Below are 24,039 nucleotides of genomic sequence, written 5' to 3'. Positions count from 1 at the left end.
GGCACACGCTAAAAAATCTTTAACCTATTATAGGTTAATAAGAATATTCCCATCAGAATCGACGACACCGCTCACCACCTGGCCTGAAATCATCCGTACTCGGGCATTCTGGGCGACGGCGGCATTGTTCAGCGCTTTACCTTCGGCATTCACCCGAAAGCCATCTCCGTTGGCGATAACCAGGACGCGCTGACCGGCCTTGATTCGCCATGCCTGGCGCAACATGGAAAGCTGTATCGGCTGACCAGGCACCAGATCGCGCAGGCTTACGGCATCCTGCACCTGATTCATATCCAGCACGGCGCGCGGAGGGAGTTGGTCCAGTCGACCTCGTTTCAGCGTTACGCTGGCCGAAGTCAGGGCGCTACCCCGAGCGACGGGCGCGGCGGCAACAACGTAGTTTCCCGTGGCCTGCACGTTCACCTGCAGATAACGTTTCTCGTTGGCGCAGCGCGCCAGCACGTTCACATTACCCCACAATTTTGCACTCCCGGACACGCTTAATGCTGGTTGTTCGCAGCTCGGCAATAAGTTTGGCGACGTTCGGATAGTAACGACGACCTCATCGCTAAATCCGGCCAGTCGCTGGGAAAACCATGCCGTCAGCTGTGAATTCAGGTCTTGCGCCAGCGTCATAGGACTGAACAGCAGTGCTGCCACGACGACTCCACGTTTAAACGTTTGCATCAAAACCTCGCGCTTTTTCAGGTAGTGACAGGATTCTACCTGTGTGACGCAGTCATCAACGCAACAAATAGCGACGCATTTTGCGTTTATTCCGGCGATAACGCGCGCGTAATGGGATTTAAGCTGTCGGCTGAATTTTGTCATTTGCGGAGGAGATATGCTCGATAAGCTCGACGCCGCCTTACGTTTTCAACAGGAAGCGCTGAATTTGCGCGCCCAACGCCAGGAAGTATTGGCGGCCAACATAGCCAATGCCGACACGCCGGGGTATCAGGCGCGCGACCTGGATTTCGCCAGTGAATTAAAAAAAGTCATGGTGCGAGGACGGGAAGAAACCGGCGGTGTCTCGTTGACGCTGACCTCTGCACAACACATTCCGGCCCAGACCGTTTCCGCTCCTTCTACGGAACTGCTCTACCGCATTCCTGATCAGCCGTCTCTCGATGGCAACACGGTAGATATGGACCGGGAGCGTACGCAATTTGCAGACAACAGCCTCAAGTATCAAATGGGGCTGACCGCGTTGGGTGGACAAATCAAAGGCATGATGAACGTGCTGCAAGGAGGGAACTAATTCGTGGCGCTGTTAAATATTTTTGATATCGCAGGCTCTGCGCTGACGGCTCAGTCTAAGCGCCTGAACGTGGCGGCCAGCAACATGGCGAATGCGGATAGCGTCACCGGACCTGACGGTCAGCCCTATCGCGCGAAGCAGGTTGTTTTTCAGGTTGATGCCGCGCCAGGCGCGGCAACCGGTGGCGTAAAAGTCGCTGACGTCATTGAAAGCCAGGCACCGGATAAGCTGGTTTATGAACCCGGTAATCCGCTGGCCGATGCGAATGGTTACGTAAAAATGCCGAATGTGGACGTCGTCGGCGAAATGGTCAACACCATGTCAGCCTCGCGTAGCTACCAGGCAAACGTCGAAGTGCTCAATACGGTGAAAAGCTTGATGCTCAAAACGCTGACGCTAGGCCAGTAAAAGGAGGCGCACATGTCTATTGCTGTAAAAATGAATGACCCGAGCACGACGGGTGTGAATGACGCAACGGGGAAGAGTTCACTGACGGGCAGCAACGCCGCGGACCTGCAAAGCAGCTTCCTTACGCTGCTGGTTGCACAGCTGAAAAACCAGGATCCAACCAACCCGCTGCAAAACAACGAACTGACCACCCAGTTGGCGCAAATCAGTACCGTGAGCGGAATTGAGAAACTGAACACCACGCTGGGATCGATCTCCGGGCAGATCGACAACAGTCAGTCGCTGCAGGCCAGTACGCTGATTGGCCACGGTGTCATGATCCCAGGCACCACCATCCTGACCGGTAAAGGTACGGAAGAGGGCGCAAAAACCACCACTACGCCGTTTGGCGTTGAACTGCAGCAACCGGCAGATAAGGTTACCGCAACCATCACCGATAAAGACGGCAAGGTGGTACGCACCATTGATATTGGTGGGTTGAAAGCGGGCGTTCATACCTTTACCTGGGACGGCACCATGACCGATGGCACGGATGCGCCAAGCGGTTCTTACAACGTGTCAATTGCTGCCAGTAATGGCGGAACACAACTGGTGGCTCAGCCGCTTCAGTTTGCGCTGGTGCAGGGCGTTATTCGCAGCAACGGCGGTAATACGCTGGATCTGGGCACCTATGGAACCACCACCCTCGACGAAGTACGGCAGATCATTTAAGCCTTCACACTTATCAGGAGTAAGTCATGGCCTTTTCACAAGCGGTCAGCGGTCTGAACGCTGCAGCGACCAACCTCGATGTCATTGGTAACAACATCGCCAACTCCGCCACCTACGGTTTTAAATCCGGTACGGCCTCTTTTGCCGATATGTTCGCCGGTTCTAAAGTGGGTCTGGGCGTTAAAGTTGCGGGCATTACCCAGGACTTTACCGACGGTACCACGACCAACACCGGTCGCGGGCTGGATGTCGCTATCAGCCAGAACGGTTTTTTCCGCATGGTAGACAGCAACGGTTCCGTTTTCTACAGCCGTAACGGTCAGTTCAAGCTCGATGAAAACCGCAATATCGTCAACATGCAGGGACTACAGCTGACGGGCTATCCGGCTACCGGTACACCGCCAACGATACAGCAAGGTGCTAACCCGGCGCCGATCACTATCCCGAATACGCTGATGGCGGCTAAAACCACCACAACTGCGTCAATGCAGATCAACCTGAACTCCACTGACAAGGTGCCAACGAAGACCCCGTTTAATCCAAGCGATGCGGATTCCTACAACAAAAAAGGCACCGTAACCGTTTTCGATAGCCAGGGTAACGCCCATGACATGAATATTTTTTATGTCAAAAATGCGCAGAGCAACACCTGGGAAGTTCACACACAGGATGCTTCAACCGGAGCCGCTGCAAAATCAGCAGGGTTTATGCGCTTTAATGAAAATGGTGTGTTCTTAGGGATTAGCGCCACAGCCGCCGAGGCGGAACCAACGCCTCCTACCGTCTGGCCAAAGGAAATCAACATCACAACCGGACAGATTAACGGTGCTGATGCGGCAAATTTCTCCCTGAGCTTCCTGAACTCCATGCAGCAGAACACTGGCGCCAACAACATCGTTGCCACGAATCAGAATGGCTATAAGCCGGGCGACCTGGTGAGCTACCAGATTAACAATGACGGTACTGTGGTCGGTAACTACTCCAACGAACAGCAACAGGTTCTGGGGCAGATCGTGCTGGCAAACTTTGCCAACAACGAAGGTCTGGCTTCTCAGGGTGACAACGTCTGGGCAGCTACTCAGTCTTCCGGCGTGGCGCTGCTGGGTACCGCGGGCGAGGGTAACTTCGGCAAGCTGACCAACGGCGCGCTGGAAGCATCAAACGTGGATTTGAGTAAAGAACTGGTGAATATGATCGTCGCCCAGCGTAACTATCAGTCGAACGCGCAGACTATCAAAACCCAGGACCAGATCCTCAACACGCTGGTCAACCTGCGCTAAGCGCCTGACGGGATGGCTTAATGGATCACGCAATTTATACCGCCATGGGCGCGGCCAGTCAGACGCTGAATCAACAAGCGGTGACGGCCAGCAACCTGGCAAACGCCTCAACGCCGGGTTTTCGTGCGCAGCTCAATGCGCTGCGCGCGGTTCCCGTTGAAGGATTGTCTTTACCGACGCGTACGCTGGTGGTGGCCTCCACGCCGGGGGCCGATATGACGCCGGGTCAGATGGACTATACCTCACGTCCGCTGGACGTGGCGCTGCAACAGGATGGCTGGTTGGCTGTGCAGACCGCGGACGGTAGCGAAGGATATACCCGAAATGGCGCCATTCAGGTAAGCCCTACGGGGGAACTGACCATTCAGGGACACCCGGTGATTGGCGAAGCCGGACCAATAGCCGTACCGGAAGGTTCAGAAGTCACCATTGCGGCAGACGGCACGATCTCGGCGCTCAACCCTGGCGATCCGGCTAACACCGTTGCGCCAGTTGGGCGACTGAAACTGGTGAAGGCCACGGGGAGTGAAGTGCAACGTGGCGATGACGGTATGTTCCGTCTGACTCAGGCCGCACAGGCTACCCGTGGCGCTACGTTACAGGCCGACCCCAGCATTCGCGTTATGTCGGGTGTGCTGGAAGGCAGTAACGTTAAGCCGGTAGCCGCGATGAGTGACATGATCGCCAACGCCCGTCGTTTCGAAATGCAAATGAAGATTATCAGTAGCGTGGATGATAACGCGGGTCGCGCCAACCAACTGCTGTCGATGAGTTAATACAGGACATTTTATGATCAGTTCATTATGGATCGCCAAAACCGGCCTGGATGCGCAGCAAACCAACATGGATGTGATTGCCAACAACCTGGCAAACGTCAGCACCAACGGATTTAAGCGTCAACGTGCCGTTTTTGAAGATCTGTTGTACCAGACGATTCGCCAGCCTGGCGCACAGTCTTCTGAACAAACCACACTGCCGTCTGGTTTGCAGATTGGTACCGGTGTGCGCCCGGTCGCGACCGAGCGTTTACACAGCCAGGGGAACCTGTCGCAGACCAACAACAGTAAAGATGTGGCGATTAAAGGGCAGGGCTTTTTCCAGGTCATGCTGCCTGATGGCACGTCCGCCTACACCCGTGACGGTTCTTTCCAGGTGGATCAGAACGGTCAACTGGTGACAGCGGGTGGTTTTCAGGTTCAGCCGGCTATCACCATCCCGGCTAACTCGCTCAGTATCACCATTGGACGCGACGGTATCGTCAGCGTAACCCAGCAGGGCCAGGCAGCACCGGTTCAGGTTGGACAGCTTAACCTGACTACTTTTATGAACGATACCGGTCTGGAAAGCATTGGTGAGAATCTGTACACCGAAACGCAGTCATCCGGTGCGCCGAATGAGAGCACTCCGGGGCTGAACGGCGCGGGTCTGCTGTACCAGGGCTATGTTGAAACCTCTAACGTCAACGTGGCGGAAGAGCTGGTAAACATGATCCAGGTTCAGCGCGCTTACGAAATCAACAGTAAAGCGGTATCGACCACCGATCAGATGCTGCAAAAACTGACGCAACTCTAAAGTGTGGCCCGGTGGGGTGAAAGCCTCACCGGCACACTGATTTTGAAGATGACCGCAATGCGAAAATACGCGCTTCACCCATACCCAATTTTAGCCCTGTTGGTGGTTTCACTGACAGGATGCGCCTGGATCCCGGCCACGCCCCTCGTGCAGGGCGCAACGTCTGCCCAGCCTGTTCCTGGCCCGACGCCGGTGGCGAATGGATCAATCTTCCAGTCGGCCCAACCGATTAACTACGGTTATCAGCCGTTATTCGAAGACCGCCGTCCGCGCAATATTGGCGATACGTTGACCATCGTATTGCAGGAAAACGTCAGCGCGAGCAAAAGTTCTTCGGCTAATGCCAGCCGCGACGGCAAAACCAACTTTGGTTTTGATACCGTACCGCGTTATTTGCAAGGACTGTTTGGCAACGAGCGTGCTGACGTAGAAGCTTCAGGCGGTAACACCTTTAACGGTAAAGGCGGCGCGAACGCCAGCAATACCTTCAGCGGTACCCTGACCGTAACGGTCGATCAGGTACTGGTGAATGGCAACTTACATGTTGTGGGTGAAAAACAGATCGCCATTAATCAGGGCACTGAATTCATTCGCTTCTCCGGGGTCGTTAACCCGCGCACCATCAGTGGCAGCAACTCCGTACCGTCAACTCAGGTTGCGGACGCACGTATTGAGTATGTCGGCAACGGCTACATCAATGAAGCGCAGAATATGGGCTGGTTGCAGCGTTTCTTCCTTAACTTGTCGCCGATGTAAGCGAGGTAGCCAGTGTTTAAATCTTTAGTTGGAATGGTACTGGTGCTGATAACCACCTTTGCGCATGCCGACCGTATTCGTGACCTGACCAGCGTTCAGGGCGTGCGGGAAAACTCGTTGATCGGTTATGGGCTGGTGGTCGGTTTGGATGGCACGGGTGACCAGACTACCCAGACGCCGTTTACTACGCAAACGCTCAACAACATGCTTTCGCAGTTGGGAATTACCGTGCCAACCGGCACCAATATGCAACTGAAAAACGTGGCGGCGGTGATGGTGACCGCGCAATTCCCGGCCTTTGGTCGTCAGGGGCAAACCATTGACGTGGTGGTCTCTTCCATGGGGAACGCCAAAAGCCTGCGCGGCGGAACGTTGCTGATGACCCCGCTGAAAGGGGTCGATAGCCAGGTATATGCGCTGGCGCAGGGGAATATTCTGGTAGGCGGTGCAGGCGCGGCTGCGGGTGGCAGCAGCGTGCAGGTAAACCAGCTCAATGGCGGACGTATTACCAACGGCGCGACCATCGAACGTGAATTACCCAGCCAGTTCGGCGGCGGTAACACTATTAATCTGCAGCTCAATAATGAAGATTTCACTATGGCGCAGCAGATAACCGACACCATTAACCGTTCGCGCGGCTTTGGTAGCGCCACTGCGCTGGACGCCCGGACGATTCAGGTACGCGTGCCAAGCGGCAACAGTTCGCAGGTGCGTTTCCTTGCTGACATCCAGAATATGGAGGTGAATGTCACGCCGCAGGATGCGAAAGTGATTATCAACTCGCGCACCGGATCCGTCGTTATGAACCGTGAAGTCACGCTGGATAGCTGTGCCGTCGCGCAAGGCAACTTGTCGATTACGGTAAACCGCCAGGCGAACGTCAGCCAGCCGGATACACCGTTTGGCGGTGGACAGACCGTGGTGACACCTCAAACCCAGATCGATCTGCGCCAGAGCGGCGGTTCGCTGCAAAGCGTGCGTTCCAGCGCCAACCTGAACAATGTTGTGCGTGCGCTTAATGCGCTAGGGGCAACGCCGATGGATCTGATGTCCATTCTGCAATCGATGCAGAGCGCGGGATGCTTACGCGCCAAACTGGAAATCATCTAATGATTGGTGACAGCAAACTGCTGACCAGTGCCGCCTGGGATGCGCAATCACTGAACGAACTGAAAGCGAAAGCGGGTCAGGACCCGGCGGCGAATATCCGCCCGGTTGCCCGTCAGGTTGAAGGGATGTTCGTACAAATGATGCTGAAAAGTATGCGTGAAGCACTGCCGAAAGATGGTGTTTTTAGCAGTGATTCGACACGTTTGTATACCAGCATGTATGACCAACAAATTGCGCAGCAGATGACCGCAGGCAAAGGTCTGGGACTGGCTGAAATGATGGTTAAGCAGATGACCGAAGGGCAGGCACAACCTGCAGACGATGCGCCGCAGGTGCCAATGAAGTTCTCTCTGGAAACGGTGACCAGCTATCAAAACCAGGCGCTGACGCAACTGGTCCGTAAAGCCATTCCCCGGGCGACGGAAAGCAATGATGAGCCGCTGTCAGGTGACAGCAAAGACTTCCTCGCCCAGCTATCGCTGCCGGCTAAGCTGGCAAGTCAGCAAAGCGGGGTTCCACATCATCTGATTCTGGCGCAGGCGGCGCTGGAGTCCGGATGGGGCCAGCGACAAATCCGCCGTGAGAACGGTGAACCGAGCTTTAACATTTTTGGCGTGAAGGCTTCGGGAAGCTGGAAAGGCCCAACCACCGAAATCACCACCACCGAATATGAAAACGGCGAGGCGAAAAAGGTGAAAGCCCGATTCCGCGTCTATAGCTCTTACCTTGAGGCACTGTCGGATTATGTCGGTCTGATATCACGTAACCCGCGCTATGCGGCGGTAACCGCCGCTGCTACCGCCGAGCAAGGGGCACAGGCTTTGCAGAATGCCGGTTACGCGACTGACCCTAACTATGCGCGTAAATTAACCAGCATGATCCAGCAGTTGAAATCGATGAGCGAAAAAGTGAGCAAAACCTACAGTACGAATATCGATAATCTCTTTTAAATAGCTCAAGTCTACCAACCTGCTGCCGATAATAACGAGTATTGAAGGATTACAAGGAACCTCCATGTCCAGCTTGATTAATAACGCGATGAGTGGACTCGCCGCAGCGCAGGCCGCGTTGAATTCTGCCAGTAATAACATCTCCAGCTATAACGTTGCCGGATACACCCGTCAAACGACAATTATGGCGCAAGCGAACAGCACGCTGGGTGCGGGGGGCTGGGTTGGCAATGGCGTCTATGTTTCTGGCGTACAGCGCGAGTATGACTCCTTTATCACGAATCAGTTACGTGCCGCGCAGAACCAAAGCAGCGGCCTGACAACGCGCTATGAACAAATGTCGAAAATCGACAATCTGCTCTCCAGCAAAACCAGTTCCATTTCGACCTCAATGCAGGACTTTTTTACCAGCCTGCAAACCCTTGTCAGTAACGCGGAAGATCCGGCGGCGCGCCAGGCGCTGATCGGTAAAGCTGATGGTTTAGTCAACCAGTTCAGAACAACCGACCAGTATCTGCGCGATCAAGACAAGCAGGTTAATACTGCGATCAAGGCCAGCGTTGACCAGATCAACAACTATTCAAAACAGATTGCCAGCCTCAACGATCAGATTTCCCGTCTGACCGGCGTCGGCGCGGGCGCATCGCCTAACGATTTACTCGACCAGCGCGACCAACTGGTCAGTGAACTAAACCAGATTGTTGGTGTTGAAGTCAGCGTTCAGGACGGCGGGACTTACAACATAACCATGGCGAACGGCTATTCACTGGTGCAGGGCAGCAATGCACGACAGCTGGCGGCTGTGCCCTCCAGTGACGATCCCAATCGTACCACAGTGGCCTACGTCGACGGGGTTGCCGGCGAGGTTGAAATTCCCGAAAAACTGTTGAATACCGGTTCACTGGGCGGGCTGTTGACCTTCCGTTCTCAAGAGCTTGACCAGACGCGTAACACGCTGGGCCAACTGGCGTTGGCGTTTGCCGATGCGTTTAACACCCAGCATAAAGAGGGTTTTGACGCGAACGGCGATCAGGGTAAGGATTTCTTTGCTATCGGTAGCCCGGCAGTATTCAACAACGCTAAAAATACAGGAACAGGATCGTTAAGCGCGAAGATTACCGACAGCTCTGCTGTACAGGCGACCGATTATAAAATCGTTTATGACGGGACGGACTGGCAGGTTACTCGCCTGGCGGATAATACCAGCTTCAAAGCTACCGTTACCGGTGGGAAGATGTCCTTTGACGGGATGGAAATCACCGTAAATACTGGCGCAAAAGCAAATGACAGCTTCACAGTGAAACCTGTCAGTAACGCCGTTGTTGATATGAAAGTCATGGTGACCGATGAGTCGAAAATCGCCATGGCCCAGGTCTCAAAAAATGATCCGGACCCGGATATTGATAAGGGAAAAAGCGATAACCGTAACGGTCAGAAACTGCTGGATCTGCAGACCAAAGCTACCGTGGGTAATAAGACCTTCAACGATGCATATGCCACGCTGGTAAGCGATGTCGGGAACAAAACCGCGACGCTGAAAACCAGCGCCATTACCCAGAACAACGTGGTAACGCAGCTTTATAAGCAGCAGCAGTCTATTTCCGGCGTCAACCTCGACGAAGAATACGGTAACTTACAGCGCTACCAACAGTATTACCTGGCTAACGCGCAAGTGCTGCAAACTGCAAATGCGCTGTTTGATGCACTGATTAATATTCGCTAAGGGAGAGGGACACAATGCGTATCAGCACCCAGATGATGTACCAGCAGAATATGCGTGGCATCACTAACTCTCAGGCTGAATGGATGAAGTTCGGCGAGCAGATGTCAACGGGAAAACGTGTGATCAACCCATCTGACGATCCGATCGCCGCCTCGCAGGCCGTGGTGCTTTCTCAAGCACAGGCGCAGAACAGCCAATATACGCTGGCGCGTTCATTTGCGACGCAAAAAGTATCGCTGGAAGAGAACGTACTGAGTCAGGTAACGACGGCAATTCAGACCGCGCAGGAAAAAATTGTCTATGCTGCGAATGGCACGTTAAGCGATGACGACCGTGCATCGCTGGCCACCGACCTGCAGGGGATCCGCGATCAACTGATGAACCTGGCGAACAGCACCGACGGTAATGGGCGCTATATTTTTGGCGGATATAAAACAGAATCTGCACCATTTGCTCAGGCAGATGGCGCTTACAGCGGCGGTACAACAAATGTGACCCAGCAGGTCGATGCCTCCCGTACCATGGTGATTGGTCATACTGGCGATAAAGTATTTGTTAATCTGACCAGCAATGCCGTACCGGAACCAGGCGGCGGTACTCAGGAAAAGAACCTGTTCAAAATGCTGGATACCGCTATTGATGCGCTCAAAACCCCGATTGAGGGCAATGACGCGGCAAAATCTACCGCCTCTGCAGCCATTGATAAAACCAGTCGTGGCCTGAAAAATTCACTGAATAACGTGCTTTCTGTTCGTGCAGAATTAGGGACTCAGCTCAGCGAGTTAAGTTCACTGGATTCACTGGGCGCCGATCGCGCATTGGGCCAGACTCAGCAGATGAGCAATCTGGTGGATGTTGACTGGAACGCAGCGATTTCGTCCTACGTGATGCAGCAGGCCGCACTGCAGGCATCGTACAAAACGTTTACCGATATGCAGGGAATGTCGCTATTTCAACTGAACCGGTAACACCTTTTTGAACATATCATGAAACTGGATATGTTTGTCTGCCCGCTCCTTTAACACCCCGGAGCGGGCATTTTTTTAGGCCACTGTTATTTTCTCAGCGACAGATTACCCGTTAATCTTATTACCCACGCAATCGCACCGCTAAAGATTGCCAGCGTAACCACGCCTTCTCAGTTTGTCAGTGTGTAGAGCAGAGATAAAAAAAAGCCGACCCGAAGGTCGGCTTTGATGTTGATTATGACTTACTCAACGGGCTGCGGGCGCGTTGCTGGCGCAGTCGCCTGGTGCGTGGCGCTGTGTCCACCTGCGGCACCTTTACCTTCAAAGGTGAATTCCGGGCGTTGCCAGTCACTATGACGCGGCGCTTCAGGCACATACTCTGGTGCCGGAGCACGGGTCATCGGGGCGGCCGCGTGGCTGTGAAGATGTTCTGCGTCAACGCGGGTTGCGACAACTTCAGCCTGAACGACTGCGTCTTCGACGACAGGTGCGGCAACAACCTCTTGCGGCGCGGCAACTTCTTCAACCACTGGCGCTGTTTCCACAACCTCGGCAATCTCTTCAGCCACTTCAGGCTGAGAAATAACAACCTCCGCAGATTCTTCGACAACCGGCGCAGCCACAATTTCAGCGACAGGTTCGGCTTTCGCCGCGGTATCCTCAGCAACAGGCGCGTCAGATTCAGCGATAATTTGCGGTTGTTCCTCGACCGGAGTAGCGATGACTTCCGGATGGGTGGTTTCAACGACGGTAGCCTGAGGTTCAGCAATGACCACCTCTGGCTGTACGATTTCAACCGACGCAGGGGCGTTCACAATATGCTCAACGGCAGCTGCAGCAACCTGAGGCTCTACGGCGACTGGCATTTCCTGCTCGCGCTGCTCTGCAACCTGCTGATCCTGAGGACGAGCAACAGGGTAGCGGATCCAGACTTTACCGGACGCTAATTCTGGAGATGCGCAGGCAACCGTTAACGGCATCGGCGACTGAACCGGGTAACGCTCGTCACGATAGCGACGACGGCGCTGTCCACTGACGCGCAGATGGCGAGGTGAGCGACGGGAACGACGCGGCATACCATTGGAGTCACGCGCTTCGCTGTTGTCTTCCTGCTCAGTCGCAACGACGGCAGGCAGATCAACTTTCGCCAGTTCAGTACGCTGTGCCGGTACGGGCTGTTCAGTTGGCTGAGCGACAGCCGTTTCAGCGACCACCTCGACAGTAGCAACTTCGGCTTCAACAGCCGGGCTGTCTGTGTAACGAACTTTCTGAGTTAGCTGACGCTGTTTACGGCGAGTCTGAGGCTGACGAACGCGCTCTTCCTGCTCGGTATCCTGCGCAGGTTGTTCTGCCAGGTTCAGCTCTTTAACTTCCTGCTGCGCCTGACGCTTATCATCGTTGCGACGGCGGTTGCGCTCGCGACGCGGAGCCTGCTGGTCATCACCGGATTTCGCTTTGTCGGCGACGTCAGTAGACTGCTGGCGGTTATCGCGCGCTTCCGCATTTTGCTGCTGCGACTGACGGCGGTTACGGCGGTTATCTTCACGGTTTTCGCCGCTTTCTGAACGCTCGTTACGGTTATCACGCTCGCCACGGTTGTCGCGATTATCACGACGATCGTTACGGTCGCGACGATTGTTCTGACGCGGTTTACGACGATCCTGCGGGCGATCGGTTTTCTCTTCCGCTTTCGGCGCAGGTTGTTCAACCGGTTTCACTTCTTCGCTACCGCTGAAGATGGACTTCAGTGCGCCGAAGAAACGGCTAATCAAACCTGGCTGTGCGGCGACGGCCGCGGTCGCTGCTGCGGCTTTAGGCGCGGCGGCCTTCGCAGTAGGTTCCTGCAAAGCAGGGGCTGGCGGCACCTCTGGCATTGCAAAGGTGGCTAATGCCGGCTGCTCTGGCTGTTTACGCTCGACGAACTCTTCTTCCGTCGGCAATGCCATCGCTTCTTCATGCAGTTTCGGCAGCAGGTAGCTCAGGGTTGGTGTTTCTTCCCCTTTGCGTACGCGCAGCACGGAGTAATGCGGGGTTTCCATCTGATCGTTTGGCACAATCACACAGCGCACGCCATTCTGACGCGTCTCGATGGCATTTACCGCGGTACGTTTTTCGTTGAGCAGGTAGGATGCGATCGGCACAGGAACAATAGCGTGAACTTCCTGCGTATTTTCTTTCAGCGCTTCTTCTTCGATCAGACGCAGAATAGACAGCGACAGTGATTCGTTATCACGTACGGTACCCGTGCCGGAGCAGCGTGGGCATACGTGATGGCTGGATTCACCCAGCGACGGGCTCAGACGCTGGCGGGACATCTCCAGCAGGCCGAAGCGAGAAATATGGCTGATTTGAATACGCGCTCTGTCCTGACGCACGGCTTCACGCAGACGGTTTTCAACCGCACGCTGGTGACGAACCGGCGTCATATCAATGAAGTCGATTACGATCAGGCCGCCGAGGTCACGCAGACGCAGCTGACGAGCAATTTCATCGGCTGCTTCAAGGTTGGTGTTGAACGCAGTTTCTTCGATGTCGCCGCCGCGGGTCGCGCGTGCGGAGTTGATATCGATAGCGGTCAGCGCTTCTGTGCTGTCGATAACGATTGAGCCGCCGGACGGCAGACGCACTTCGCGCTGGAACGCGGACTCAATTTGAGATTCGATTTGGTAGTGGCTGAACAGCGGGATTTCACCGGTGTACAGTTTGATTTTGCTGCTGAAATCCGGACGACCCAGCGCGGCGATGTGCTGACGCGCCATCTCCATAACTTTCGGGTTGTCGATGAGGATTTCGCCGATGTCCTGACGTAAATAGTCACGGAATGCGCGAACGATAACGTTGCTTTCCTGATGGATCAGGAACGGAGCAGGGCGGCTGTCAGCGGCTTTTTGAATCGCTTCCCAGTGCTTCAGGCGGAAACTCAGGTCCCACTGCAGTGCTTCGGCAGATTTGCCGACACCTGCGGTACGCACGATAAGCCCCATGCCGTCAGGCAGTTCCAGGCTTGCCAGCGCTTCTTTTAATTCGGTACGGTCGTCGCCTTCAATGCGACGGGAGATACCGCCCGCGCGCGGGTTGTTCGGCATCAGAACCAGATAACTACCTGCCAGGCTGATAAAGGTGGTCAGCGCAGCGCCTTTATTGCCGCGTTCTTCTTTATCGATCTGAACAATGACTTCCTGACCTTCGCGCAACACGTCTTTAATGTTGGGACGACCATGGGAGTTGTAGCTAGCGGGGAAGTATTCGCGGGCAATTTCTTTTAACGGGAGGAAACCGTGACGTTCAGCGCCGTAATCAACAAAAGCAGCTTCCAGACTCGGTTCAATACGGGTAATTTTGCCTTTATAGATGTTGGCTTTTTTCTGTTCGTGTCCAGGACTTTCGATATCCAGATCGTACAGACGCTGCCCATCTACAAGGGCGACACGCAACTCTTCCTGCTGAGTCGCGTTAATTAACATTCTTTTCATCGTAACTTACTCATTATTCTTACATTGACGACTAAGCTGCGGGCAGAGTAATGCCTTTCCGGGTGTGAACCGATGGCCTCGTGTCTATTCGCGTCGCCAACCTCACGGTTATCGTCAGCTCAAAGAGGCGCAGAGTGTCGGTTGCCTGTATTTCATACGGAAACACAGCGCAATTATCAGGGGAACAGTCTGGGTGTTACTCTCCAGAGAAGCTTCCATTGTGCTTATCGTCTTTCACGCTGTGGGTGCGTTGGCTTCATCTTCTTACCCCATCCACTTACAGGAGTAAGCACCTGGGGTTCCCAGACTTGCCGCCTTCCTACAACGCGAAATCTATAGAGCACTTACCGGTAAGGACTGCAACCCGCAGCCCGCTAACTGCCTGAAAGATCAATACGTCTTACGCCATTGCTGCGTTGATGATCGGTCGGGCAAAATTGGGTCATTCCGGAAAAGGTCTTGCTTTAACAAGAGTCAACACGGAAACAACCTCATTATTCCACTGCTAACCTTGTTATAGCAAGATGACTTTTGCCATTTATCACCCGGTTACTCACAGTTTTTTCACTTCCGCGTAGTGATTGCTTTAATAACCACCAAATCGGCTATGTCAAACTTAAGTAATAAGGTATAGCAGTTAATATAAGCATAGAAAAATGTGTGGCGCGAATCTTGATGGCTATTTAAAATCGGCCCCCATGAAAACAGAGACTCCAGCCGTAAAAACAGTTGCCATTACTGCCGACGAAGCAGGGCAACGCATCGACAACTTTTTGCGCACTCAGCTCAAGGGCGTGCCGAAAAGTATGATTTATCGCATTTTGCGTAAAGGCGAAGTGCGGGTGAACAAAAAACGCATTAAGCCCGAGTACAAACTCGAAGACGGGGACATTGTGCGTATTCCACCTGTACGTGTCGCTGAACGTGAAGAAGAGGCCATTTCACCGAATTTGCAGAAGGTCGCGGCGCTGACCGATGTCATTTTATATGAAGATGACCACATTCTGGTGCTTAACAAGCCTTCAGGTACGGCCGTGCATGGTGGAAGCGGGTTAAGCTTTGGCGTCATTGAAGGCTTACGTGCGCTGCGCCCGGAAGCGCGTTTCCTTGAACTGGTGCATCGCCTCGACCGGGATACCTCCGGCGTGCTGCTGGTGGCCAAAAAACGATCTGCCTTGCGTTCGTTGCATGAACAACTGCGTGAAAAAGGCATGCAGAAAGACTACCTCGCGTTGGTACGCGGCCAGTGGCAGTCCCATGTCAAAACCGTGCAGGCCCCGCTGTTAAAGAACATTCTGCAAAGCGGCGAGCGTATCGTGCGGGTGAATCAGGAAGGCAAACCATCGGAAACACGCTTTAAAGTGGAAGAGCGTTACGCGTTTGCTACGCTTGTGCGCTGCAGTCCCGTGACCGGACGCACGCACCAGATTCGCGTGCATACGCAATATGCCGGACATCCGATTGCCTTTGACGACCGCTATGGCGATCGTGAGTTCGATAAGCAACTGGCGGATACCGGGCTGAGCAGGCTCTTTTTGCACGCCGCAGCGTTGAAATTTACTCATCCGGGGACGGGTGAAGTAATGCGTATTGAAGCGCCAATGGATAAGCAGTTGAAGCGCTGCCTCGAGGTGTTACGCAGTAAAGGCTGATGCGCATTGATATTATCGCGCATTACCTGTAGGCCTGAAGGCGCTGTGCCTATCAGGCCTACAGGATTAGGCCTGTACAACCGTCAACCCGTCAGGCTTTTAGCGGGTTCATATCTTCTCGTCGCAGCATTTGACACAGTGCGATTAGCGGCAAACCGATTAAGGTATTTGGGTCACGACCTTCCAGGCGCTCAAAAAGTGCAATGCCCAATCCTTCGCTTTTAAAACTACCGGCACAATGCAGCGGGCGCTCTTTGCGCACGTAATCTTCAATTTCCGTTTCGCTTAAGTGACGAAAATGGACGTCGAACGGTTCAACTTCAGTTTGTAAATGTCCGGTCGCAGAATTATACAGCGCCAGTCCGGTATAAAACGTCACAATATTGCCACGGGCTTTGAGTAACTGCTGGCGTGCATTTTCTTCTGTTAACGGTTTGCCGGTTATTTCACCATCGAGAACACAAATTTGATCGGAACCAATAATAAGGTGCGATGGATATCGGTGGGCGAGAGATTGCGCTTTTTTCTGCGCCAGTCGCAAGACTAAGTGCCGGGGGGCTTCGCCTGGTAACGGCGTTTCATCAACCTCTGGTGCTGCGCATTCGAACGGGATTGCCAGTTTTTCTAGTAAAGCGCGACGCCAGGGAGAGGTAGAAGCAAGAATAAGTTGAGGCATATTTTTTCCCTCGCATATAGCGTATTGATGAGAGCCATTTTAAACTATGGACTTCGTCCTACAAGCTGGCTGTAATGGCTTGTGTTGAGCGATTTTAAGTCGATGACCCGCAATGTGTGCGAATTATTGGCAAAAGGCAACCACAGGCTGCCTTTTTCTTTGACTATATGACGTTACAAAGTTAATATGCGCGCCCTATGCAAAAGGTAAAATTACCCCTGACTCTTGATCCGGTTCGTACGGCTCAGAAACGCCTCGATTATGAAGGTATCTATACTTCTGATCTGGTTGAGCGTGTCGCCGATTCTGTAGTCAGTGTGGACAGTGATGTGGAATGCTCCATGTCGTTCGCTATCGATAACCAGCGCCTTGCCGTTATAACCGGTGATGCAAAGGTGTCGGTTACGCTCGAATGTCAGCGTTGCGGGAAACCGTTCCCACTTCATGTTCACACAACATATTGTTTTAGTCCTGTCCGTTCTGACGAGCAGGCTGAAGCACTCCCGGAAGCGTATGAGCCGATTGAGGTTAACGAATTCGGTGAAATCGATCTGCTTGCAATGGTTGAAGATGAGATTATCCTCTCCTTGCCGGTAGTTCCGGTGCATGATTCTGAACACTGTGAAGTGTCCGAGGCGGACATGGTCTTTGGCGAATTGCCTGATGAAGCGCAAAAACCAAACCCATTTGCCGTATTAGCCAGCTTAAAGCGTAAGTAATTGAGGAGTAAGGTCCATGGCCGTACAACAGAATAAACCAACCCGTTCCAAACGTGGCATGCGTCGTTCTCATGACGCTCTGACCGCAGTCACCAGCCTGTCTGTAGACAAAACTTCTGGTGAACAACACCTGCGTCACCACATCACTGCCGACGGTTTTTACCGTGGCCGTAAGGTAATCGCTAAGTAATCACGCATGACTCAATGGCTTTCCCGCTACGGTGAGAAAGACAAAGAGCACACGCGTGATGAAGCTTAGTGAGGCTTTCCCCGGGTAACTGGGGAAACACCTAACCGGGCAGCGACGATACCTTGACACTTCTAACCCTGGCGTTAGATGTCATGGGGGGTGATTTTGGCCCTACCGTGACAGTGCCTGCAGCATTGCAGGCACTGAATTCTAATTCGCAACTCACACTTCTTTTAGTCGGGGATCCCGATACAATCACGCCATTACTTGCCAAAGCTGACTTCGAACAACGTTCACGTCTGCAGATTATCCCTGCTCAGTCAGTTATTGCCAGTGATGCCCGGCCCTCGCAAGCTATTCGCGCCAGTCGTGGAAGCTCAATGCGCGTTGCCCTGGAGCTCGTGAAAGAAGGACGAGCGGAAGCCTGTGTGAGCGCCGGTAATACAGGCGCGCTAATGGGACTTGCGAAGTTATTGCTCAAACCCCTTGAGGGGATTGAGCGTCCTGCGCTGGTGACGGTTTTACCCCATCAGCAAAAGGGCAAAACGGTGGTGCTGGATTTGGGCGCCAACGTGGATTGTGATAGCACGATGTTGGTGCAATTTGCCGTCATGGGTTCCGTGCTGGCAGAAGAGGTGGTTGGAATTGCCAATCCCCGTGTTGCGTTGCTCAATATCGGTGAAGAAGAAACCAAGGGTCTCGACAGTATTCGGGATGCTTCTGCAGTGCTAAAAACAATCCCTTCTATCAATTATATCGGCTATCTTGAAGCCAATGAGTTACTGACTGGCAAAACTGATGTGTTGGTCTGTGACGGCTTTACAGGTAATGTCACATTAAAGACGATGGAAGGTGTTGTCAGAATGTTCCTTTCACTGCTGAAGTCTCAGGGTGAGGGCAAAAAACGGTCGTGGTGGCTGCTGTTATTAAAACGTTGGTTACAAAAAAGCCTGACAAGGCGATTTAGTCACCTCAACCCCGACCAGTATAATGGCGCCTGTCTGTTAGGATTGCGCGGCACGGTGATTAAGAGTCATGGTGCGGCCAATCAGCGAGCATTTGAAGTCGCGATTGAACAGGCAGTGCAGGCGGTGAAGCGACAAGTTCCTCAGCGAATTGCCGCTCGCCTGGAATCTGTATACCCAGCTGGATTCGAACTGCTGGACGGTGGCGAAAACGCAAACTCGCGAGCACACAGATAACGGTGCGTTTGTGAATGCTGCCAGCGTATCAGCGATTTGCTCGTGGCGGTATATAACCAAAAAGTGACTGAGCGTACATGTATACGAAGATTATTGGTACTGGCAGCTATCTGCCTGAACAAGTGCGTACTAACGCCGATTTGGAAAAAATGGTTGAGACATCTGATGAGTGGATCGTCACTCGCACAGGTATCCGTGAACGCCATATTGCAGCGCCAAATGAAACAGTTGCGACGATGGGCTTTGCCGCCGCAAACCGTGCAATTGAAATGGCGGGCATCGACAAAGAACAAATTGGTCTGATTGTGGTTGCCACCACATCATCCACACACGCATTTCCAAGTGCGGCATGCCAGATCCAAAGTATGCTGGGGATCAAAGGCTGTCCGGCGTTTGACGTTGCAGCCGCTTGTGCCGGTTTCACCTACGCCCTGAGCGTTGCCGACCAGTACGTTAAGTCTGGCGCAGTGAAGCATGCTCTGGTGGTTGGCTCAGATGTCCTCGCTCGTACCTGTGATCCAACCGATCGCGGGACGATCATTATTTTCGGTGATGGCGCAGGTGCCGTTGTACTGAGCGCATCAGAAGAGCCCGGCATTCTTTCTACGCATCTGCACGCTGATGGTCGCTATGGCGAACTGTTGACACTGCCTAATGCCGATCGCGTGAACCCGGAAAACCCGATCCACCTGACGATGGCGGGTAACGAAGTATTTAAAGTCGCGGTGACCGAGCTTGCACACATCGTTGATGAAACGCTGGAGGCAAATAATCTCGATCGTTCTGCACTGGACTGGCTGGTACCGCATCAGGCAAACCTCCGCATTATTAGCGCAACCGCGAAAAAGCTGGGTATGTCGATGGATAATGTTGTCGTGACGCTCGACAGACATGGCAATACCTCCGCGGCCTCCGTACCGTGCGCGCTGGACGAAGCCGTCCGCGACGGGCGTATTAAAGCTGGGCAGTTGATATTGCTTGAAGCCTTTGGGGGTGGATTCACCTGGGGCTCTGCGCTGATTCGTTTCTAGTATAAGGATTTAAACATGACGCAATTTGCATTTGTGTTCCCTGGGCAGGGTTCCCAGACCGTTGGGATGTTGTCTGAAATGGCAGCAAACTACCCAATTGTTGAAGAAACTTTTGCTGAAGCATCAGCTGCGCTGGGCTATGATCTGTGGGCGTTGACTCAGCAGGGACCGGCCGAAGAGCTGAATAAAACCTGGCAGACGCAGCCAGCATTGTTGACTGCCTCTGTTGCGCTTTATCGCGTATGGCAGCAGCAGGGTGGTAAAACACCTGCGCTGATGGCTGGTCACAGCCTGGGCGAATACTCTGCGCTGGTGTGTGCGGGTGTTATCGGTTTTGCCGATGCCGTACGTCTGGTTGAACTGCGTGGCAAATTCATGCAGGAAGCGGTACCGGAAGGCACTGGCGGCATGTCTGCTATTATCGGTCTGGACGACGCTGCTATCGCTAAAGCGTGTGAAGAGTCTGCCGAAGGCCAGGTGGTTTCACCGGTAAACTTTAACTCACCAGGTCAGGTGGTTATTGCCGGGCACAAAGAAGCCGTAGAACGTGCCGGCGCAGCCTGTAAAGCGGCTGGCGCTAAGCGTGCTCTGCCACTGCCGGTCAGCGTTCCTTCTCACTGCGCGCTGATGAAGCCTGCTGCTGAGAAACTGGCTGTTGAACTGCAAAAAATCACTTTTAACGCGCCGACTGTTCCGGTTGTGAACAACGTCGACGTGAAGTGCGAAACAGATGCAGACGCTATTCGCGATGCGCTGGTTCGCCAGCTGTACAGCCCGGTTCAATGGACTAAAACCGTTGAATTCATGGCGTCCCAGGGCGTAGAGCACCTGTATGAAGTTGGTCCGGGCAAAGTTCTGACCGGTTTGACGAAACGTATTGTTGACACCCTGACTGCTTCGGCACTGAATGAGCCGGCGGCATTATCTGCGGCGCTAGAGCAATAAAAGAGGAAGACCATGAGTTTTGAAGGAAAAGTCGCGCTGGTTACCGGTGCAAGCCGTGGCATTGGCCGCGCAATTGCTGAAACACTCGTTGCCCGTGGCGCGAAAGTTATCGGTACTGCAACCAGCGAAAGCGGTGCGCAGGCCATTAGCGATTACTTAGGTGCAAATGGTAAAGGTCTGATGTTGAATGTGACCGATCCGGCATCTATCGAATCTGTTCTGGGAAATATTCGTGCAGAATTTGGTGAAGTCGATATCCTGGTCAATAATGCCGGGATTACTCGTGATAACCTGTTAATGCGCATGAAAGATGACGAGTGGAACGATATCATCGAAACCAACCTGTCATCTGTTTTCCGTCTGTCAAAAGCGGTAATGCGAGCTATGATGAAAAAGCGTCATGGGCGTATTATCACTATCGGTTCTGTGGTTGGTACCATGGGAAATGCGGGTCAGGCTAACTACGCTGCGGCGAAAGCGGGTCTGATCGGCTTCAGTAAATCACTGGCGCGCGAAGTTGCGTCTCGTGGCATTACTGTAAACGTTGTTGCTCCGGGCTTTATTGAAACGGACATGACGCGTGCGCTGTCTGATGATCAGCGTGCGGGTATTCTGGCGCAGGTTCCTGCGGGTCGCCTTGGCGGCGCTCAGGAAATCGCCAGTGCGGTTGCATTTTTAGCTTCTGACGAAGCAAGTTACATCACAGGTGAGACTTTGCACGTCAACGGCGGGATGTACATGGTTTAACCACGAGATAAAAAAATTTGCGTTATTAGGGTGAATGCCCTCAAAATAACGTAAAATCGTGGTAAGACCTGCCGGGATTTAGTTGCAAATTTTTCAACATTTTATACACTACGAAAACCATCGCGAAAGCGAGTTTTGATAGGAAATTTAAGAGTATGAGCACTATCGAAGAACGCGTTAAGAAAATTATCGGCGAACAGCTGGGCGTTAAGCAGGAAGAAGTAACCAACAATGCTTCCTTCGTTGAAGACCTGGGCGCAGATTCTCTTGACACCGTTGAGCTGGTAATGGCTCTGGAAGAAGAGTTTGATACTGAGATTCCGGACGAAGAAGCTGAGAAAATCACTACCGTTCAGGCTGCCATTGATTACATCAACGGCCACCAGGCGTAAGTGAACATCTCCAGGCGGTCATTCGACCGCCTGAGTTTTATCTTTTTATCCCACTTGAATTATTTTCCCTCCCTGGAGGACAACCGTGTCTAAGCGTCGTGTAGTTGTGACCGGACTGGGCATGTTGTCTCCTGTCGGCAATACCGTAGAGTCTACCTGGAAAGCTCTCCTTGCCGGTCAGAGTGGCATCAGCCTGATCGACCATTTCGATACTAGCGCCTATGCAACGAAATTTGCTGGCTTAGTAAAGGATTTTAACTGTGAAGACATTATCTCGCGCAAAGAACAGCGCAAGATGGATGCTTTCATTCAATATGGAATTGTCGCTGGCGTTCAGGCCATGCAGGATTCTGGTCTCGAAATTACGGAAGAGAACGCTCACCGTATTGGCGCCGCTATCGGCTCTGGTATTGGCGGTCTCGGATTGATCGAAGAAAACCACACCTCTTTGGTGAATGGCGGTCCACGTAAGATCAGCCCGTTCTTCGTTCCGTCAACGATTGTTAACATGGTGGCAGGTCACCTGACCATCATGTACGGCCTGCAAGGGCCAAGCATCTCCATTGCGACCGCCTGTACTTCAGGTGTGCATAACATTGGTCATGCAGCACGTATCATTGCATACGGCGATGCAGACGCGATGGTTGCGGGTGGTGCAGAAAAAGCCAGTACCCCGCTGGGTGTGGGGGGTTTTGGCGCGGCACGTGCGCTGTCTACACGTAATGATAACCCGCAAGCGGCAAGCCGTCCGTGGGATAAAGAGCGTGATGGCTTTGTGCTGGGCGACGGCGCAGGCATGGTGGTACTGGAAGAGTACGAGCATGCGAAAGCGCGTGGTGCAAAAATCTATGCTGAAGTCGTTGGTTTTGGCATGAGCAGCGATGCTTACCACATGACGTCACCACCGGAAAACGGTGCGGGCGCTGCGCTGGCAATGGTCAACGCACTACGCGATGCGGCTATCGAAGCGGGTCAGATCGGCTATGTCAACGCGCATGGCACGTCTACTCCTGCTGGCGATAAAGCCGAAACCCAGGCAGTGAAATCTGTCTTTGGCGATGCGGCAAGCCGTGTGATGGTAAGCTCCACTAAATCCATGACCGGACACCTGTTGGGTGCGGCGGGCGCGGTAGAGTCTATTTTCTCTATCCTGGCGCTGCGCGATCAGGCTATTCCGCCAACCATCAACCTGGATAACCCGGATGAAGGTTGTGACCTGGACTTCGTACCTCACGAAGCGCGTCAGGTTAGTGGTCTGGAGTACGCACTGTGTAACTCCTTCGGCTTTGGCGGGACTAACGGTTCGTTGATCTTTAAAAAGATTTAAGTCTGCCAGGTGGTGCGTTAGCATCGATAGCAATTTAAAAAGGTCCGCTTGTCGGGCCTTTTTTTATTCGGTTTTCCACCCTTGTCCTGTGTTGTTCATCCTGCCAAACTAGCGGACCAGAAATAAGGAGCCACCATGTTCTTAATTAATGGCTGCGAGCAGAATATGCTGGCCGCAAGCGATCGAGCGACCCAATTCGGTGATGGCTGTTTTACCACTGCGCGTATTATTGACGGCGAAATTTGCCTCTTTGCAGCGCATCTTGCGCGTTTACAAGACGCCTGCCAAAAATTGCTGATCTCTTTCGAAGATTGGTCAGAGCTGCAAAGTGAAATGAAAATGCTTGCGCAAGGGCATGCGCGGGGCGTGTTAAAAGTGATTATCAGCCGTGGTAGCGGTGGCCGTGGTTACAGCGGCGCAAACTGTCGCAGTGCCACACGTATTCTCTCTGTTTCAGCCTGGCCCGATCATTACGATCGTTGGCGACTGGAGGGGATAACGCTGGCGTTAAGTCCAGTGCGTCTGGGGCGTAATCCGTTGCTTGCCGGACTTAAGCACCTGAATAGACTGGAACAGGTGTTGATTCGCTCTCATCTTGAGCAGACGGCAGCTGATGAAGCACTGGTTCTTGACAGTGAGGGATGGGTTACGGAATGCTGTGCGGCTAATTTGTTCTGGCGTAAGGGGGATGTGGTTTACACTCCCCGGCTGGATCAGGCCGGAGTGAACGGCATTATGCGACAATTCTGTATCCGGATGCTGGCACAATCGTCGTTCAGCATTGTCGAAGTGTATGCCGGGTTGGAAGAGGTTATGCAGGCCGATGAAATCGTCGTCTGTAATGCGTTAATGCCTGTTATTCCCGTACGCACCTGTGGCGACACGCTGCTGTCTGCACGTATGTTGTTCGATTTTTTAGCCCCACTTTGTGAGCACCCGAATTAGT

At 53.2% G+C, this 24,039-nt stretch carries 24 protein-coding genes; 21 read left to right on the top strand and 3 right to left on the bottom strand.

Annotation, left to right across the window (positions count from 1 at the left end; genetic code table 11):
* Positions 1 to 27 precede the first annotated feature (27 nt).
* Positions 28 to 687 carry a flagellar basal body P-ring formation chaperone FlgA gene (gene flgA, locus OGW44_RS15345; RefSeq protein ID WP_016156187.1) on the bottom strand — a complete coding sequence of 220 codons (660 nt, stop codon included), beginning with the start codon at positions 685 to 687 and terminating at the stop codon, positions 28 to 30.
* Positions 688 to 844: 157 nt separating this feature from the next.
* Between flgA and flgB the strand changes: the two genes are divergently transcribed.
* From flgB to flgL, 11 genes are all read left to right on the top strand, one after another.
* The gene (flgB, locus tag OGW44_RS15340; RefSeq protein WP_016152626.1) at positions 845 to 1,261 is read left to right on the top strand and encodes a flagellar basal body rod protein FlgB; all 417 of its coding nucleotides are present in this window, start codon (positions 845 to 847) and stop codon (positions 1,259 to 1,261) included.
* Between the two features lie 3 nt (positions 1,262 to 1,264).
* A complete protein-coding gene (flgC, locus tag OGW44_RS15335) occupies positions 1,265 to 1,669 on the top strand; it encodes a flagellar basal body rod protein FlgC (RefSeq protein WP_006685091.1) in 405 nt (134 codons plus the stop codon).
* Between the two features lie 12 nt (positions 1,670 to 1,681).
* Positions 1,682 to 2,380, top strand: a complete 699-nt coding sequence (gene flgD, locus OGW44_RS15330; protein WP_016152627.1) for a flagellar hook assembly protein FlgD — start codon at positions 1,682 to 1,684, stop codon at positions 2,378 to 2,380.
* Between the two features lie 26 nt (positions 2,381 to 2,406).
* Complete coding sequence (flgE, locus tag OGW44_RS15325) at positions 2,407 to 3,660, top strand: flagellar hook protein FlgE (protein ID WP_185654363.1); 1,254 nt, start codon at positions 2,407 to 2,409, stop codon at positions 3,658 to 3,660.
* A 20-nt stretch (positions 3,661 to 3,680) separates the two neighbouring features.
* A complete protein-coding gene (locus tag OGW44_RS15320; protein ID WP_016156188.1) occupies positions 3,681 to 4,436 on the top strand; it encodes a flagellar basal body rod protein FlgF in 756 nt (251 codons plus the stop codon).
* 13 nt (positions 4,437 to 4,449) lie between these two features.
* Positions 4,450 to 5,232 carry a flagellar basal-body rod protein FlgG gene (gene flgG, locus OGW44_RS15315; RefSeq protein ID WP_003036202.1) on the top strand — a complete coding sequence of 261 codons (783 nt, stop codon included), beginning with the start codon at positions 4,450 to 4,452 and terminating at the stop codon, positions 5,230 to 5,232.
* 57 nt (positions 5,233 to 5,289) lie between these two features.
* Entirely contained in the window at positions 5,290 to 5,988 is a 699-nt protein-coding gene (gene flgH, locus OGW44_RS15310; RefSeq protein WP_016152630.1) for a flagellar basal body L-ring protein FlgH, read from the top strand.
* Positions 5,989 to 6,021: 33 nt separating this feature from the next.
* A complete protein-coding gene (locus OGW44_RS15305; RefSeq protein WP_019076467.1) occupies positions 6,022 to 7,098 on the top strand; it encodes a flagellar basal body P-ring protein FlgI in 1,077 nt (358 codons plus the stop codon).
* Positions 7,098 to 8,048, top strand: a complete 951-nt coding sequence (flgJ, locus tag OGW44_RS15300) for a flagellar assembly peptidoglycan hydrolase FlgJ (RefSeq protein WP_016152632.1) — start codon at positions 7,098 to 7,100, stop codon at positions 8,046 to 8,048. Before OGW44_RS15305 ends, flgJ begins: the two co-directional genes overlap by 1 nt.
* A gap of 64 nt (positions 8,049 to 8,112) precedes the next feature.
* Positions 8,113 to 9,771: a flagellar hook-associated protein FlgK gene (gene flgK / locus OGW44_RS15295; RefSeq protein WP_016152633.1), complete on the top strand. Its 1,659-nt coding sequence runs from the start codon at positions 8,113 to 8,115 to the stop codon at positions 9,769 to 9,771.
* Positions 9,772 to 9,785: 14 nt separating this feature from the next.
* Positions 9,786 to 10,739 carry a flagellar hook-associated protein FlgL gene (gene flgL / locus OGW44_RS15290; protein WP_185654364.1) on the top strand — a complete coding sequence of 318 codons (954 nt, stop codon included), beginning with the start codon at positions 9,786 to 9,788 and terminating at the stop codon, positions 10,737 to 10,739.
* 242 nt (positions 10,740 to 10,981) lie between these two features.
* Here the strand turns inward: flgL and rne are convergent, their stop codons facing one another.
* Positions 10,982 to 14,212 (bottom strand): ribonuclease E, encoded by a 3,231-nt coding sequence (gene rne / locus OGW44_RS15285; RefSeq protein WP_185654365.1) that lies wholly within the window; start codon positions 14,210 to 14,212, stop codon positions 10,982 to 10,984.
* Between the two features lie 698 nt (positions 14,213 to 14,910).
* Here rne and rluC point away from each other — a divergent pair.
* Positions 14,911 to 15,864, top strand: a complete 954-nt coding sequence (rluC, locus tag OGW44_RS15280; protein ID WP_049259723.1) for a 23S rRNA pseudouridine(955/2504/2580) synthase RluC — start codon at positions 14,911 to 14,913, stop codon at positions 15,862 to 15,864.
* Between the two features lie 91 nt (positions 15,865 to 15,955).
* Here the strand turns inward: rluC and OGW44_RS15275 are convergent, their stop codons facing one another.
* On the bottom strand, positions 15,956 to 16,540 hold the full coding sequence (locus tag OGW44_RS15275; protein ID WP_016152637.1) for a Maf family protein: 585 nt from the start codon (positions 16,538 to 16,540) through the stop codon (positions 15,956 to 15,958).
* Between the two features lie 197 nt (positions 16,541 to 16,737).
* Between OGW44_RS15275 and yceD the strand changes: the two genes are divergently transcribed.
* The 9 genes from yceD to pabC all read left to right on the top strand — a co-directional run bounded on the left by yceD (position 16,738) and on the right by pabC (position 24,038).
* Entirely contained in the window at positions 16,738 to 17,259 is a 522-nt protein-coding gene (gene yceD / locus OGW44_RS15270; protein ID WP_003036239.1) for a 23S rRNA accumulation protein YceD, read from the top strand.
* 16 nt (positions 17,260 to 17,275) lie between these two features.
* Positions 17,276 to 17,449: a 50S ribosomal protein L32 gene (rpmF, locus tag OGW44_RS15265; protein ID WP_003036242.1), complete on the top strand. Its 174-nt coding sequence runs from the start codon at positions 17,276 to 17,278 to the stop codon at positions 17,447 to 17,449.
* A gap of 122 nt (positions 17,450 to 17,571) precedes the next feature.
* Positions 17,572 to 18,651: a phosphate acyltransferase PlsX gene (gene plsX / locus OGW44_RS15260; RefSeq protein WP_185654366.1), complete on the top strand. Its 1,080-nt coding sequence runs from the start codon at positions 17,572 to 17,574 to the stop codon at positions 18,649 to 18,651.
* Between the two features lie 77 nt (positions 18,652 to 18,728).
* Positions 18,729 to 19,682, top strand: a complete 954-nt coding sequence (fabH, locus tag OGW44_RS15255; RefSeq protein ID WP_016152639.1) for a beta-ketoacyl-ACP synthase III — start codon at positions 18,729 to 18,731, stop codon at positions 19,680 to 19,682.
* A 15-nt stretch (positions 19,683 to 19,697) separates the two neighbouring features.
* Positions 19,698 to 20,627 carry an ACP S-malonyltransferase gene (gene fabD, locus OGW44_RS15250; RefSeq protein ID WP_016152640.1) on the top strand — a complete coding sequence of 310 codons (930 nt, stop codon included), beginning with the start codon at positions 19,698 to 19,700 and terminating at the stop codon, positions 20,625 to 20,627.
* 12 nt (positions 20,628 to 20,639) lie between these two features.
* A complete protein-coding gene (fabG, locus tag OGW44_RS15245) occupies positions 20,640 to 21,374 on the top strand; it encodes a 3-oxoacyl-ACP reductase FabG (RefSeq protein ID WP_016152641.1) in 735 nt (244 codons plus the stop codon).
* A 155-nt stretch (positions 21,375 to 21,529) separates the two neighbouring features.
* Positions 21,530 to 21,766: an acyl carrier protein gene (acpP, locus tag OGW44_RS15240; protein WP_000103754.1), complete on the top strand. Its 237-nt coding sequence runs from the start codon at positions 21,530 to 21,532 to the stop codon at positions 21,764 to 21,766.
* An 85-nt stretch (positions 21,767 to 21,851) separates the two neighbouring features.
* The gene (fabF, locus tag OGW44_RS15235; RefSeq protein WP_003036260.1) at positions 21,852 to 23,093 is read left to right on the top strand and encodes a beta-ketoacyl-ACP synthase II; all 1,242 of its coding nucleotides are present in this window, start codon (positions 21,852 to 21,854) and stop codon (positions 23,091 to 23,093) included.
* 135 nt (positions 23,094 to 23,228) lie between these two features.
* Positions 23,229 to 24,038, top strand: coding sequence for an aminodeoxychorismate lyase (pabC, locus tag OGW44_RS15230; protein WP_016156193.1), 810 nt, complete (start codon positions 23,229 to 23,231; stop codon positions 24,036 to 24,038).
* Position 24,039 lies beyond the last annotated feature (1 nt).

Origin of the sequence: Citrobacter sp. Cb023, assembly GCF_030336805.1 — a bacterium.
GTDB classification, from domain to species: Bacteria; Pseudomonadota; Gammaproteobacteria; order Enterobacterales; family Enterobacteriaceae; genus Citrobacter; species Citrobacter braakii.
The sequence above is the reverse complement of the archived record's forward strand: the minus strand, read 5'-3'. Positions and strand labels throughout refer to the sequence as shown.